Origin of the sequence: Streptomyces rimosus subsp. rimosus, assembly GCF_000720725.1 — a bacterium.
In the GTDB taxonomy this organism is placed as follows: Bacteria; Actinomycetota; Actinomycetes; order Streptomycetales; family Streptomycetaceae; genus Streptomyces; species Streptomyces rimosus_A.
The window spans coordinates 60,521-74,926 of record NZ_JOCQ01000026.1 but is presented as its reverse complement, the minus strand read 5'-3'; the positions used below and the strand labels follow the sequence as shown (position 1 = coordinate 74,926).

Here is a 14,406-nt window from a genome sequence, read left to right as displayed (position 1 = left end):
CCGGATACGTCCCCGCCGTCCCCGCAGACCCGTGCCTGCGGAGGGTGCGGATATTGGAGCACGCGCGGTGCGACCTCAGCGGGTTTGTTCAGTTTTGGACGCGGCGGGCCCGCATCTTGCCACTTTCTCGCCCGTTTCCGCATGATTCCGGACGGGCGACGGGCGACGGATCAGGAAGGGGAGCGGTCCTGCGGCCGGAGGCGGTAGATGTTCTCCGCCCGGATCCCTTCGAAGTCCTCGACGAGGTTGAAGGAGACGCTCTCCCCCGACAGCAGCGTCCGGGCCCCTTCGGCCCCCTGGATCGCCGAACGGTAGGCCAGGACGTCCGGGCCGCCGCCGCTCTGGGCGACCAGACCGGCACCACGTTCATGGTCGAACCACTTGACGATGCCATGGGGCACAGCAATCACCTCTGCCGAGCGGAGTGGTCGGTACACCCAACGGGTGCCCTCTCACCGGCCGTTAAGGGAGCGCACTCACCGGCGCACGTAGCTCGTGCCCGGCGCCCGGGCGAGCCCTCCTCCAGGCGTACGGCGTCTTTGCTCCGGAGCCTGTGCCGGTGCCCGGGTCCGCGCCCGCACCCGGGGCCGCGCCGGTGTCCGGGGCCGCGCCGGTGTCCGGCCGGCCCGGCGTGTCCGTTCAGGAACGGCCGCTGTCCCGGCGGTGATCGACGACGCTGTCCGGGCCGGGCGTCATGATCGTCTCGTGTCCGTCGTCCGCCCGGACCCGGTACGGCGGATTGCCGTCCCTCCCCAGCACCTCGACGATCTCCACCACGCGGTCCCGGTTCCCGACGGTCCGCCCGTGGACCACCAGGCGGTCTCCCTTGCTGGCGTGCATGCGCACCCTCTCTGCAATGTCCGAACCATCTGACGAAAACCGCACTTCTGCGGGAAAACCCTAGTGGTCCACGCGAATCGGCGAAGCGCGCACGGCGCGGGGCATTCAGGTGGTTACGGCCGAATCCGAAACGCCCCACCACGGTTCATCCGGTGAACAGATTCCTGCCCAACGCCGCGTCGGGCACGTCTTTCACCGGTGTGCTGTCCGGCCCGGGTACGCGCGTGCCGGGAACCACGGCCGTCCTGTCCACCCGGCGCAGGAGCACCGCGTCCCCCTTGGCCCAGATACGACGGTAACCGTGCGCCAGAAGCAGCTCCTGGCGCTGCTTGAGCTGCGCGGGCGCGGTGAACGGAAAAGTGGTCTCCGCGGTTTGCAGCACGACGTAGTCGGCGCCGCGGGGCACCGCGTCGAGAATCATCGTACGGGTACGCGCCGTCAGCCGTACGGCCACATTGTTGTCCGCCTCCACCGTCGCACCGTCCGGTATCCGCTCGGCGGCCGCGACGAGATTCTGGGCACGCGCGGAGGGCGCCCAGTGATGCGGGCTCACCAGCGCGACGAGGCCGAGACAGCAGGAGACCACCGCGTTCAGCCCCACCGCGCACACTCCGCCCACCGCCACTCGCCGCCGGAAGGCCCGTCCTTCTCCCTGCGCCGCACGGTGAATCCGCGCGGCGGTTTCCACTGCCGCCGTCAGCAGGACCGGCCAGGCGAAAGCGTCGTAATGGTGAATCACCGACCAGTGGTTGGGATTGTCGGACAGGACGCGTTCGGCGACCAGCGGGAGGGCGCACAGCGTGGTGGCCGCGCCGAGCGGCAGGAACAGCAGCGTGGCCACGAGCCATAGGACCAGTCCGGCTTTCACCGGGGTGCCGAATGCGACCGCGAGGACGGCGCCCGGGTCGGTCACGGCGCGGTGCGCCAATTCGGCGAAGTCGGCGCCGAGCGCTCCGTAACTCCAGTAATACTGCCGGGGTCCGCCCATCGCGGGTATCAGCACGCCCACCGTCACGGCCGCCGTGGCCGGCCCGAGCACCAGGAGTGCCGCACCTGTCAGCCGGGCGCGGCCCCCGCCACCGCGCCGGTTGCGCCACAGCAGGACCGCGCCGTACACACCGACGACGAGGCCGAGGTCTTCCTTCGTCAAGCACAGGAGCGCGGCGCAGACGCATACCGCGCCGTACCGCCGGGCGAGGCCGCGCTCCAGCATGAGAAGCGTGAGCGGAACCGCGAAGGCGACCTCGTGGAATCCGTTACGGGCCGCCATCAGCAGGGGCCAGCCGACCGCATGGGAAAGGGCGGCCAGAAAAGCCGCCCGGTCGCGGGTCGCCGGTACGGCATGCGCGAAACAGCGCAAGGCGATCCGGCGGACGACGGGTGTTCCGGCGGCGAACAGCGCGGCCTGGGCCAGCACCAGCATCCGCGGGTCGTTCCACACCCGGTACAGCGGGGCCAGCAGCGCGAGGACCGGCGAGAAATGGTCTCCGAGGAGGGAGACCAGCGGCGGGAACTCGTGGTGCACATTCTTGATTGCGGAGCGCGGCAGCTCGAACCGGGCGTACGAGCGCACCCCCTGGTCGAAGATGCCGAGGTCGAACCCGCCCACACCGACCGTGTGCCACATCTGGAGCCCCAGCCCGCAGGTGACGGCGAAACACAGCAGGGTCGGCCAACAGGACGGCGGAAGACGGGCACGGAGTTTCCCGCGAAGGCCGGGAAGACCGGAATACGTACGCTGGTGGCCGGTTCTTTCCGGAACCACGATCGGGTCGATGATCACCAGCGCACTTTAATGATCGCAGTTGGCGGACCGGCACGTTCCAGGCAGCGTTTCCCGGACCTTGCCGCTTCCGCCGGGCGAGGACGTACGGCGTACCGTCGATTCCCGGCGCGGGCGGACCCGGAATGCCACCGCCCGCCGCAGCCCTCACCCCACCTTCGGCGCCGCCCGCATCGCCGCGTACGCGCAGGGCGTGCCGTCCCGCAAAGTCGCGAAGACCACCGGCATCCAGTCCTCGCTGACGGAAGACCCGTCACCGCGCGCCGCGAACACCGTCCCGGAGACCGGCACCAGATCCATTTCCAGCGGCGGGTGGAAGTCCGCCATTCCCTCGACGAACGCGTAGGTCATATGGGGTGTGCCGGCGCGTTCGGAGATGGTGATGACGACGCCCGCGCGGCGATAGGTGCCGAGATACGGCGTCATGTCCACCACGGGAGGCTGCGCGGGCGGCCCGAAGGGCTCGGGCATCCGCACCCCGGCGAGTTCGCCGAGCAGTTCCCTGAACAGCGTGTCGTACAGTCGGCGGACGCTGCCGCCGTTGGTCAGCAGGGCTATGGCCACACCCGCCTCCGGCACCACGCGCAGGAACGCGTACTGCCCGACCGAGGCGCCGTCGTGGCCGTACCCGGGGGTGCCGTCCCAGTCGTACAGCGACCAGCCCAGGCCCCATCCGTCGGAGGAGACCGACCACCTGTCGGGGCAGTCGGTCTCCCAGCCCTGCATGGCCGCCACCGTCGCGGGGGCGAGCAGCCGGGTCCCGTCCGGCGCCGCACCGCCGTCGAGGTGCAGTTTCGCCAGCCGTACGACATCGGCGGCACTGGCGATCACGCGGCCGTACGGGCCCGCCGAGCGCGGCATCAGGTCCCAGGCGGGCGTCGGGTCGGGGTCCTGCCCGGACTCGCCCATGTGCCCCATCGCCGCCCGGAAGCTCAGCGCCTCCTCGGGCAGCGTCATGGTGTGCCGCAGCCCGAGCGGGGCGACGATCCGGTCCTTGAGCGCCTGGTCCCACACCTGGCCGGTCAGCACCTCGACGAGGCGGCCCAGCCAGTTGTAGCCGACGCTGCTGTACGAGAACGTCCCCGGCGGGCCGTCGAGCGGCACGTCCCGCGCGGCCTCGACATAGCGGGCCAGGCAGTCGTCGCCACGGCCGGTGTCGAGGGTGAAGTCGCAGGTCAGGCCGCTGGTGTGGCTGAGCAGCTGTCGTGTGGTGATCGTCTTGGTGGCTTCGGGGTCGGCCGTGGCGAATTCCGGGAGCACGCTGACGATGGGTGCGTCGAGGTCCAGGGCGCCGGATTCGGCGAGCTGCATCACCAGCGTGGCGGTGTACATCTTGGCGATCGAGCCGAGCTGGAACACCGAGTCGGTGGTGGCCTCCACCCCGGTGCCACGGTGCAGCACACCACTGGCCAACTCGTGCACCGAGCCCTCCGTCAGCACGGCCAGGGAGGCGGCCGGCACGTGGTGGGCGGCGCGCAGTTCGTCGAGGCGGGCCTGCCAGCGGGCGAGGTCGAAGCGTGGCGAAGTCATCGGGACTTTCCCCTTCCAGGTGGGTCCGGCCCATGCGGAACGCACGGCATCCGGGACGCGGTCCGCACACTGTGCGGCGCTCCGCACACTGTACGGCCACGGCACGGCGAACGTAAAGCCGTACACTGTGCGACCGGGTCGCCGATCCGGCGTACGCACCGGTCCGAGCCGGAATACGCCGTACGCGCGGACCGGCCCGGGCCACCGGGGACCGCGGCCGGACCCGAACGACCCGAGCGAGAAGAGGAGATCGCATGCCGACCGAAGAGCAGGCGTTCCCATCGGTGTGGACCCGCCCGAAGCGCGCGCGGCGTGAGCAGCCGGCGCTGAGCCGGGAACAGATCGTGTCCGCGGCGCTGGAGTTGCTCGACACGGAGGGCATCGAGGCCCTGAGCATGCGCAAACTCGGCACGCGCCTGAGCGCGGGCGCCACCTCGATGTACTCGCACGTGGCCAACAAGGACGAGCTGATCGAACTGGTCGTGGACGAGGTGTACGGCGAGATCGAGGTGCCGGACCCGGACACCCCGGCCGCCGACTGGCGCACGGCCGCCGTCGCCTGCGCCCACAGCATGCGCGCGACGCTGCTGCGGCACCCGTGGATCGCCTCCGTGCTCGGCGAGTCGGGGGTGTCCTACCTGGGCCCGAACGTGCTGCGGATGATGGACGCCCTGCTCGCCGTGTTCGAGAACGCGGGCTTCGCACCGGCGGCGGCCGACCGGGCGGTGAACACCCTGGTCGCGTACGTCATCGGCGTCTCGACGAGCGAGGCCGCGTTCCTGACGGCGCTCGCCCGCAGCGGGCACAGCGAACAGGAGTGGATGGAACGCCTGTGGCCGGCTGCCGAACGGGCCGTACAGCCGTATCCGCGCCTGCGCGCGCTGTACGCCGCCCAGCGCGACGCGCAGTGGAGCGGCAACCGCGAGGACAGTTTCGAGGAGGGGCTGGCGTGCGTGCTGGACGGGGTTGCGGCGCGGCTTGGAGGGTGAGGGGAGCCATTGCCGTAACGACCCCCTGAAGAGGGCCGGTTCGCCCGGCCGGGCGCCCCTCCCCGCTCACCCCGGCCGTTCCACGCGGTAGACGTAGTGGGCGCGGCCTGCGGTGGGGCTGTCCGGTTCGAGTTCACCTTGCGCCACGCGGTGCAGACCGGCTTTCTCCAGGGCGCGCCACGAGGCCCGGTTGGCGGCCGGTACGGGGATCAGGACGGCCGGGGCGCGCGGGTGGTCGTGCCACGTCGCCCGTACGACCGCCCGGACCATGCGCGGGCCGAGCCCCCGCCCCGCCTGATCGGGATCGCCGATGAGGTAGTCGAGCGTCACCGCCTCCCCGGGCACCTCGGTCAGGGCGGCCAACTCGGCCCGGTAGTCGGGGTAGTCGGCGAACCGGGAGCGCTGGACGAGGCCGAGAGGCCGGCCGTCGAGGAGGACGAGCAGGTCCTCCGACGGCTCTTCACCCCTGGCGACCGGGCCGAAGTCACGTGCCACCGCCTCCGGCGAGGTCTCGTGGTGCCACCAGCGCGCGACGTGCGGCTGCTCCAGCCAGCGCCGCACCAACGGGAAGTCGTCCTCGGTGAGCCGACGCCAGGTGATCATCGGGTCCTCCGCCCCCTCGCTCCGCCCGGAGTCCCATCATCCCCGATGCCGCCGCGGTCAGGTCGCGGACGGCTCCTCCTCTTCCGCGTCCTCCGTATCGGCCCGCGGCAGTACGACGATGCCCCAGGTGATCATGACCGCCCCGACCGCTTCCGGGACCAGCCACCATCCCGTACGCACCCCCTCCCCGTACACCACGATGCCGAGAGCCAGGCTGACCAGCGCCTCGCCGAGGGTCAGGGCGGGCTGCGAGGCCACCAGCGGGCCGGACTCCATGGCGTTGGCCAGCAGGAACAGCGCGCACGCGCCCGCCGCCACGAAGGTGTACGTCTGCCAGCAGGTGAAGAACGCGCCCGGCCCGTGCCGGTCGAAGGTGTCGGTCGCGGCCTTCATCAGCGTCGCGGTCAACGCGTAGCCGATCGCGGAGGCGGAGCTGAAGAACGCGGCGCGCGCTTTGCCCCGTGGTCGCGGCAGGGCGGCCAGTACGCACACGGCCATGGCACCCACGGTGGCCAGCAGGGTGAGTACCCACTTCCCGGCGGCGACCTCGGTGCCGCCGCCGGACGGCGCGGCGGCGGCCAGTCCCAGGCCGAGCCCGGCGGCCACCATGACCGATGCCGCCCAGCCGATCGCGGGCAGCCGGCGCCGGGCCACCGCGCAGGCGATGAGCAGCGTGAACGGCAGTTCCAGTACCAGGATGGGCTGCACCAGGGACAGCGAGCCCAGGGTCAGGGCGAGCGCCTGGCACGCCGCGGCGCCGACGATGACGGCGATGCCGCCCAGCCACGCCGGGCTGCGCAGCAGGTGCCGGACCAGCCGGACGCTGAAGGCGTCGCCCGGCGGCACCTTGCGTGCCGCGATCCGTTGCAGCACGGTGCCCGTCGCGTTGGCCACGGCCGTCAGCAGGGCGAACAGCGCGGAGAGCACAGCTGGCACAGAGGGCTCCTGCGGTCCGGCGCAGCGGTCACCGGCCGCCACTGCTTCCACGGTGCCAGACCGGTCGTCCGGGCCGGAACCGCAGCACCGCGACAAGCCGCCGATCACACATTCGGCTCTCCGCCCCCGGGCGATCGCCCCTTCTCCTGCAAGCAGCGACCTGACCTGCAATTATGCGGGCCTTGAGGGGCGCCGGGACAGTTCGGTTGCTCCGGGTGGGGGGTTTACCCGGTAAATCACCCGTTCGCAGCTTTTTGCGGCTTGATACTTGCTGTGAGGCTGGAAGGACTCATGGTGACCGTCCCCACCACCGAGGAGAGAACCCCATGATTCTGTCCATCTCCGGCGTCGTTCTGCTCGGCATCATCGTCTTCCTGTTCTTCCGCAAGGACGGACTGAAGGTGTCCCACGCCCTCGTCTGCGCGCTCTTCGGGTTCTACCTCGCGGGTTCCGCGATCGCCCCGAGCATCAAGGCCGGCGGCGCGAGCCTGGCCAACCTCCTGGGCGGCATCAAGCTCTGACCGCGGCCCCGTCCCCCTGCGCACCCACCGCACGATCCGCGTCACGAACCACCAGGAGATGATGTGGCCCGGCGTCCACTGCCCCGCATCCTGACCGACAGCGCGCCGGTCGCCCGCGGCCGCGAGTTCGCGCGCAGCGCCGCGGACGGCGCCGCCGATGTGTTCCACCCGGTGATCCTGATCGGCCGGGGCCTGCGCCGGCTGCTGGCCGCCGGACGGCGGCGCTGGTCCGACACGCCCGAGGACCGGCGGGGCTCACTGCTGTTCATGGCCGCCGGCAGCATCCTGGCGGTGGCGCTGGTGCCGTACGGCCCGCTGCTCGCCCTGGTCACGGTCATGGGCGCGGCGGCCTGGGCGGGGCGGGAACGGCCGACGGAGGAGCCCGCCGGTCCCGCGGACGCCGAGACCGACCGGCTGCGGGCGCTGTACGAGGCCCTGGTGCCGTACTTCGCGATCGAGGGCGACCCCACTCCCCTGTACGCCCACGACGGGGACTGGGAGAGCGTCTTCACCGACCACGAGTTCGACGAGGCGGGGCGGCCGTCCCGGTTCACCCTGAAGTACCCGCCGTACTTCACCGACGGCGACGCCGCGTCCCGGGCCCGCATCGAGCAGGTGCTGCACGCCAAGTCGGGCCGCGGCCGGGAGTACCACTTCGCCTGGGACGAGGAGGCGAACCAGCTGACCCTGTCGGTGCTGCCCCCGCTGCCGACCGACATCGCGGCGCAGCAGTTCGTGACGACGCACGGGGAGACCGTCCTCGGGTTCACCGACCCGGGCGCCGTGCAGCGGACGCTGCCGGTGGCGGCCGGGGAGGCGACGCGGGACGAGCCGCCGGTGGTGTGGCGGACCGGTCTGCGGTCGACCGAGCCGCACCTGCTCGTACTGGGCCGGCCGGGCGCGGGCACCACGACGCTGCTGCGGTCCATCGCGCTCCAGGCCCTGTTCCACGGCGATGTCCTGGTGATCGACGGGAACGGCACCGGCGAGTACGCGTGCCTGGCGGGCCGGACCGGCGTCATGGGCGTCGAGACCGGGCTGTCGGGGGCCATGGCGACGCTGGAGTGGGCGGCGCACGAGACCGAGCGGCGGCTGATCACCGCCAACCGCGCGCGGCAGGCCGGGCGGCAGGCCCCGGACGACATCCGCTGGCCCCTGTGGATCATCGTCGACCGGCCGACCGCACTGGCCCACCTGGCGGCGGCCGAAGGCCGGGAGGACCCGCAGCAGTTGCTGCACGTGCCGTTGCGGCACGGCCGGGCGGCGTACGTGACGGTGGTGGTGGCCGACCAGATCGACAGCGTCGGAATGCTGAGCGAGCCGGTGCTCACGCACACCCGGGCCCGGGTCGTGCTCGGGCCGGCCGCGCCGGAAGAGGTGGAGGCGGTCCTCGGGGCGCCGCCGCACACCACTCCGGCCGCCGACGTACCGCCGGGCCGCGGCTACGCCCGCCTCGGCAGCGGCCCGGTGCACCGCCTCCAAGTCCCGGCCACGCCCGACCCGTTCGACGACGCCACGAGCGAGGCGCACCGGCAGGCCGTACTGTCCCTCCTCCCGGAACGCGCGGCGGCGATGGGCACGGCGGACACGGCGTCCGAGGAGATGAGCGAGACGGTCAGGACGGTGGTTGCGGAGGGGGCAGGGGTTGCGGAGGGTGCGGCGGGCGCGAGGGATATGGCGGGCGCGGCGGGCGCGGATCGTACGGCGGAGGCCGAGGAGATCCAGGAGACCGGGGACTCCGACGATGGAGCCGTCACGGACGGGCCTGACGGGACGGACAGGACGGACAAGACACCCGCCCCGGACAAAACACCCGCCCCACCCGCGACGCCGGAGCCAAGCACTCCGCCCCGCACCGGCGGAGTCATCGGCGTGGACGTCCTCTTCGGCGGCGTCGCCCCCGCCCCGCCGAGCGCTCAGCCCGCCTCCCGGGAGACCACGGTCCCGTCCGAACGCGCGTGATCCAGGCCGTACGGCAGGACGTCAGCGACCGCGCCTCAACCGGTCCGCCCAGCGGCCGACCGCCCGTCGCGGACGGCGGGAACGCGGCCGAAGCGGACGGCGCCCCTCCGCGCCCGTCTGCCCGGCGCCTCCCGGGCCTCGTCGCCAGGGGCCGTCGGGCGACAGCACCGGCGCCTCGCGTTCCGCCTGGGCCCGGATCTCGACGTGCGCTTGGTGGGACGTCGCGCGGAACGCCTCCTCGTACGAGGCCAGGGCCGCGCTCATGGCCCCGCCCGCGGCGCCGCGACGGCGTACGTGCACGGCGAAGCGCGCGCAGAGCGCCAGGACCGCGGCGAAGAAACCGAACACGATCAGGAACGGCACGATCGAACCCATGAGGAGGAAGACTACTTGAGCGCCGGTACCGTCCAGGCGTGACCGGTTCCCGGCTCCCGCTCCATGGGTACGCCACGCAGGCTTCGCGCCCCCACCCTCAAGCCACAAAACTCTGCGGCACCTCGACCTCCCCCGCAGCCGTCCCCGTGGCCACGTGGTGGGCCGCGACGGCCAGTCGGGAAGCGGCCTCCTCGGCGACGGCGCCGTTGACCGTGAACGGCAGACGGACGAAGCCCTCGAAGGCGCCGTCCACGCCGAAGCGGGGGCCCGAGGGGACCCGTACGCCCAGCCGCTCCCCCGCCTCCGCGATCCGGGAGCCGGAGAGGCCGCCGGTGCGCGCCCACAGGGTGAGGCCGCCGGGCGGCACGCTGAACTCCCAGTCGGGCAGGTGGCGGCGGACCGCGGTGACGATCGCGTCGCGGTTCTCGCGGGCCTGCGCGCGGCGGATCTCCACGGCCTGCTCCCAGCCGTCGCCCTCCAGGAGCGAGACGATGGCGAGCTGTTCGATGACCGGCGAGCCCAGGTCGGCGAAGGCGCGGGCGGCGACGAGGCTGCGGATGATGTCGGGGGCGGCCCGTACCCACCCGATGCGCATCCCCGCCCAGAACGCCTTGCTGACCGAGCCGACCGTGATGACGGCGCTGCCCGCCGGGTCGAAGGCGCAGACGGAACGGGGCAGTTCGACGTCGTCCAGGCGCAGTTCGGCCATGGTCTCGTCGGCGACCAGCACCGTACCGGCGGCGCGGGCGGCGTCCACCAGGCGGCGGCGCTGGTCCTCGGTGGCGAGGGTGCCGGTCGGGTTGTGGAAGTCGGCGACGACGTACGCCATGCGGGGCGCGGCGTCCCGCATGACCTGCCGCCAGGCGGGGATGTCCCAGCCCGCGAGCCGGTCGGCGAGGGCGACGGGCACCAGCCGGGCACCGGCGTCGCGCATCAGCTGGAGGATGTTGGCGTACGACGGGGAGTCGACGGCGACCCGCTCGCCGGGGCGGGTGAGCAGGCGGCAGATGGCGGCCACCGCGCCCATGGCTCCGGTGGTGACCATGATCTGCTCGGGCATGGTCGGGATGCCGCGCGCCGTGTAGCGGTCGGCGAGCGCCTGGCGGAGCGCGGGCAGCCCGGCCGGGTAGTCGCCGTGTGTGTGGGCGTACAGCGGAAGGCTCTCCATGGCGCCCTGCACGCTGCGGGTCAGCCAGGGCTCGGGCGCCGGGAGGGCGGCGCAGCCGAGGTCGATCATGGAGCCGACGGCCTCCGGCGGGAGCGGTTCCAGGCCGCGGGTGGGCAGCGGGTTCCCGGCGGGTACGGCGGTCCAGCTGCCCGAGCCGCGGCGGGACTCCAGGAAGCCCTCGGCGCGCAGCGCCTCGTAGGCGGCGGCGACGGTCGTACGGCTCACGGAGAGCGCGGCGGCCAGCTCGCGTTCCGCGGGCAGGCGGGCGGCGACCGGCACGCGGCCCTCCAGGACGAGCAGGCGTACGCCGTCCGCGAGGCCGCGGTAGGCGGGTACGCGGCGGCCGGCCGGGGTCACGGTGTCGCGGGAGTCCTGCGACCGGAGCAGCCGGCCGAGTTGCGACGCGCCTACCGCTGAAGTCCACTGCGCCATCGTGGGCAGTCCACCTTTCCCGAATTGGCCATGGAATCTGATCAACTCCGAGCCACAGAGTGTCACGCGTCAGTCCAATCATGCCAGGAGGGGGACAGTCTTGTTCAGCACGCGACGCTCGGAGGCCACTGACGGCAAGGGCGAGGAGGACGCCCGGGAGGACCGGCCGGCCGGGCGGCGGCTGCCGCGCCGCCTCGTCCACCTCTACACCGGACTGGTCCTCTACGGCATCAGCATGGGCCTGCAGCTGCGCGCGGGCCTCGGCCTGGAGCCGTGGAGCGTCCTCAACCAGGGCATCGCCCGCCACACGGGCCTGTCGATCGGCACCATCACCATCGTCTCCGGTGCGCTGATCCTGCTCCTGTGGATCCCGCTGCGGCAGCGCCCCGGCCTGGGCACGGTCTCCAACGTCGTGATCCTCGGCCTGGTGATGGACGCGACGTTCGCGCTCCTGCCGGACATCCCGGCGCTCGCCTTCCGCATCCCGCTGCTGGTCTCCGCGATCCTGCTGAACGGCATGGCCACCGGCCTCTACATCTCCGCCCGCTTCGGCCCCGGGCCGCGGGACGGGCTGATGACCGGCCTGCACCACCGCACGGGCCGGCCGCTGCGCCTCGTACGGACGTGCATCGAGATCACCGTGCTCGCCGTCGGCTTCGCACTCGGGGGCTCGGTGGGCGTGGGCACCGTGCTGTACGCGCTGGCCATCGGCCCGCTGGCCCAGTTCTCGCTGCGCTTCTTCACCCTCGATGGCCCGGGCGGGCGGATCGTGGCGTCGTCCACGCCGGTGCCCGGGCCCGCACCGCTCCCCCAGGACTGAGTCCAACTCCGTTGCACCGGTGCCGGTTCATCGCCGAATGCCCCATTCCTGCCGCCGGTCACCGCCCCCTTCCCCCTTCCTTCCGCGCACCCTTACGGCTGTTAGGCTCGCCGCGCCAACCGCCCTCCTGAGCTGGCCTTTTACTGTCCATCGGGAGGGCATTCGACCGGAGGGAGCGCATGGTGAAGATCGGGGTCAACATCCTCAACTACGGGGCGGACACCACCCCCGAGGGCATGGAGGCATGGGTGCGCGGCGCCGAGGAACTCGGCTACCACCTGGCGATGATCTCCGACCACGTGACCCAGCCCCCGGAGGTGGCGGACCTCTTCCCGGCGCCGTTCTACGACCCGTTCACGACACTGGCCTGGCTCGCCGGGCGGACCACCACCATCGAGCTGGGCACCACGGTGGTGGTGCTCCCGTACCGGCACCCGCTCCAGACCGCCCGCGTGACGGCCAACCTGGACCGGTTCAGCGGCGGCCGGCTCGTCTTCGGGGTGGGCGTCGGCTGGTCGCCGCAGGAGTACGAGGCGCTCGGCATCGACTTCGCGGCCCGCGGGCGGATCACGGACGAGTACCTGACCTGCATCAAGGAGCACTGGACGCAGCCGGTCGTCTCCTTCCGGGGCGAGCACGCCGCGTACTCCGGCATCACCACCGGCCCCGCGCCGCTGCGCCGCCCGCACCCGCCGGTCTGGGTCGGCGGCCTCAGTGACGCCGCGCTGCGCCGCGCCGGGCGCTTCGGGGACGCCTGGCACCCGTACACGCTGGACGCGGACGCGATCCGCGAGCGGCTGCCGGTCCTGGCGGCCGCGGCGGAGGCGGCCGGCCGGCCGACGCCCGCGGTGACGCCCCGGATCGCGCTGCACCTCACGGAGCGGCCGGTCGACGCGGCGTCCCGCCTTCCGGGGCACGGGTCGGTCGACCAGGTCCGCGCGGACCTGGCGGCGCTGGCGGAGCTGGACGTCCCGTACGTCGTCCTCGACACGTTCATGTCGAGTTATGCCGGGCCGGTCCCGCCGGAGGAGAGCCCCTGGCACGACCTCGCCCAGCTGGAGACCGCCGCCGAGCGGATCTTCGACCTTCCGGGAGAGACGCTGCGCTGACGGCGGGCGGGCCCGGACAGGCCCGACACTCCCGGGTACGTCTCACGCGCACCGGCACACCCCCGTCGCCGGCCGGCCACGCCCCGGTCGCCGCCCCGTGGCCGGTTGCCGACGTGCCGTACACCTGCCCTGTATATCCTCTGGCCAATGCGCTCCCAGCAGTTGGCCGGCCGCGGGTTCCCCGTACGGCATCCCTTCCTCGCCCACCCGGCTCCGCTCGCCTTCGCCCACCGCGGCGGCGCGGCGGACGGGCTGGAGAACACCGCCGCCGCCTTCCGGCGCGCGGTGGCGCTCGGCTACCGCTACCTGGAGACCGATGTGCACGCCACGTCGGACGGCCGGCTCGTGGCCTTCCACGACGCGACGCTGGACCGGGTCACGGACAGGAGCGGCGCGATCGGCCGGCTCCCCTGGCAGGTGGTCCGCCGGGCGCGGGTGGCCGGGCGGGAGCCGCTGCCGCTCTTCGAGGAGCTGCTGGAGGAGTTTCCGCAGGCCCGCTGGAATGTCGACATCAAGGCGGATGCGGCGCTGCGGCCACTGCTGGACCTGCTGCGCCGTACGAACGCGTGGGACCGGGTGTGTGCCGGGTCGTTCTCCGAGGCCCGGGTCGCGCGGGCGCGGCGGCTGGCCGGTCCGCGGCTCGCGACCTCGCTCGGGACGCGCGGCGTGCTGGGGCTGCGGATGCGCTCGTACGGCCGGGGCGTCCCCCTGGACCGGCTGCTGGGGGCGGCGGTCCGGCGCAACGCGGTCTGTGTGCAGGTGCCGGAGCGGCAGTCCGGGATCCGTGTGGTGGATCCGCTGCTGATCCGGGCCGCTCATGCATGGCGTTTGCAGGTGCATGTGTGGACGGTGAATGATCCGCGGCGGATGGCGGCGCTGCTGGACCTGGGGGTCGACGGGATCGTGACCGACGACGTCGCGGCCCTGCGGAAGGTGCTGACCGCCCGGGATTCCTGGCCCGCGGGATGAGGCCCGTACACCCGGCGGAGCAGGCCCGCCCGGCACCCGGAGCGCGGTCCTCACGGCCCACCGCGGGCGGTGCGCGCCGCCCTGACGAGCCGTTACCAGAGCCCCGCGGTCCCGGCGATGGGGACCCTGATTTACGGAAGGCGGCTGCGGGCCGGTAGTGTACGCCTTTGGCTCACCAGGCGGACCGTTACTGCGCGCTGAACTGTAGAAAGCGCTGGGTGACATCTGCTGCCAGATGTGACAAACCGGGCATTGGTGGGTACAACAAGGGGCGGCACGAAGGAAGGCAGCGGCGCGCAGCGCCTCCATCAGGCGGTGGTGGGCGACGGGTGGGCACATATCCCGGTATCGGGAATCTTCACAGCCGAC

14 protein-coding genes are annotated in these 14,406 nt (G+C 72.7%); 6 read left to right on the top strand and 8 right to left on the bottom strand.

Going from position 1 to position 14,406, the window contains the following annotated elements:
• Positions 1-170 precede the first annotated feature (170 nt).
• The 4 genes from IH45_RS0116105 to IH45_RS0116090 all read right to left on the bottom strand — a co-directional run bounded on the left by IH45_RS0116105 (position 171) and on the right by IH45_RS0116090 (position 4,153).
• The gene (locus tag IH45_RS0116105; protein ID WP_003985015.1) at positions 171-401 is read right to left on the bottom strand and encodes a cold-shock protein; all 231 of its coding nucleotides are present in this window, start codon (positions 399-401) and stop codon (positions 171-173) included.
• Between the two features lie 238 nt (positions 402-639).
• Positions 640-840 carry a DUF1918 domain-containing protein gene (locus IH45_RS0116100; protein ID WP_030667681.1) on the bottom strand — a complete coding sequence of 67 codons (201 nt, stop codon included), beginning with the start codon at positions 838-840 and terminating at the stop codon, positions 640-642.
• A gap of 145 nt (positions 841-985) precedes the next feature.
• Positions 986-2,467, bottom strand: coding sequence for a DUF2079 domain-containing protein (locus IH45_RS0116095; RefSeq protein WP_030667679.1), 1,482 nt, complete (start codon positions 2,465-2,467; stop codon positions 986-988).
• Between the two features lie 303 nt (positions 2,468-2,770).
• Positions 2,771-4,153 (bottom strand): serine hydrolase domain-containing protein, encoded by a 1,383-nt coding sequence (locus IH45_RS0116090; protein WP_030667675.1) that lies wholly within the window; start codon positions 4,151-4,153, stop codon positions 2,771-2,773.
• Between the two features lie 254 nt (positions 4,154-4,407).
• On the opposite strand from IH45_RS0116090, the gene IH45_RS0116085 reads away from it, so the two are divergent.
• Positions 4,408-5,142, top strand: a complete 735-nt coding sequence (locus IH45_RS0116085) for a TetR/AcrR family transcriptional regulator C-terminal domain-containing protein (RefSeq protein WP_030667672.1) — start codon at positions 4,408-4,410, stop codon at positions 5,140-5,142.
• A gap of 66 nt (positions 5,143-5,208) precedes the next feature.
• Here IH45_RS0116085 and IH45_RS0116080 read toward each other — a convergent pair whose 3' ends face one another.
• A complete protein-coding gene (locus IH45_RS0116080) occupies positions 5,209-5,745 on the bottom strand; it encodes a GNAT family N-acetyltransferase (protein ID WP_030667669.1) in 537 nt (178 codons plus the stop codon).
• 57 nt (positions 5,746-5,802) lie between these two features.
• Positions 5,803-6,681, bottom strand: coding sequence for a DMT family transporter (locus IH45_RS0116075; RefSeq protein ID WP_107058653.1), 879 nt, complete (start codon positions 6,679-6,681; stop codon positions 5,803-5,805).
• Between the two features lie 326 nt (positions 6,682-7,007).
• Here IH45_RS0116075 and IH45_RS0116070 point away from each other — a divergent pair, with 326 nt between their 5' ends.
• The gene (locus IH45_RS0116070; protein ID WP_030019622.1) at positions 7,008-7,202 is read left to right on the top strand and encodes a hypothetical protein; all 195 of its coding nucleotides are present in this window, start codon (positions 7,008-7,010) and stop codon (positions 7,200-7,202) included.
• 63 nt (positions 7,203-7,265) lie between these two features.
• Positions 7,266-9,164 (top strand): membrane protein, encoded by a 1,899-nt coding sequence (locus IH45_RS0116065; protein ID WP_030667663.1) that lies wholly within the window; start codon positions 7,266-7,268, stop codon positions 9,162-9,164.
• A 21-nt stretch (positions 9,165-9,185) separates the two neighbouring features.
• On the opposite strand, the gene IH45_RS01000000143685 is transcribed toward IH45_RS0116065, so the two are convergent.
• Positions 9,186-9,539 (bottom strand): hypothetical protein, encoded by a 354-nt coding sequence (locus IH45_RS01000000143685; RefSeq protein WP_063763004.1) that lies wholly within the window; start codon positions 9,537-9,539, stop codon positions 9,186-9,188.
• A 97-nt stretch (positions 9,540-9,636) separates the two neighbouring features.
• The gene (locus IH45_RS0116055; protein WP_030667656.1) at positions 9,637-11,139 is read right to left on the bottom strand and encodes an SCO1417 family PLP biosynthesis transcription factor; all 1,503 of its coding nucleotides are present in this window, start codon (positions 11,137-11,139) and stop codon (positions 9,637-9,639) included.
• 100 nt (positions 11,140-11,239) lie between these two features.
• Here IH45_RS0116055 and yczE point away from each other — a divergent pair, with 100 nt between their 5' ends.
• The 3 genes from yczE (at position 11,240) to IH45_RS0116040 (ending at position 14,037) form a co-directional block, all read left to right on the top strand.
• Complete coding sequence (yczE, locus tag IH45_RS0116050) at positions 11,240-11,959, top strand: membrane protein YczE (RefSeq protein WP_234440559.1); 720 nt, start codon at positions 11,240-11,242, stop codon at positions 11,957-11,959.
• A 179-nt stretch (positions 11,960-12,138) separates the two neighbouring features.
• Positions 12,139-13,068, top strand: a complete 930-nt coding sequence (locus IH45_RS0116045) for a TIGR03619 family F420-dependent LLM class oxidoreductase (protein WP_234440558.1) — start codon at positions 12,139-12,141, stop codon at positions 13,066-13,068.
• Positions 13,069-13,215: 147 nt separating this feature from the next.
• Complete coding sequence (locus IH45_RS0116040; RefSeq protein WP_050514895.1) at positions 13,216-14,037, top strand: glycerophosphodiester phosphodiesterase family protein; 822 nt, start codon at positions 13,216-13,218, stop codon at positions 14,035-14,037.
• Positions 14,038-14,406 lie beyond the last annotated feature (369 nt).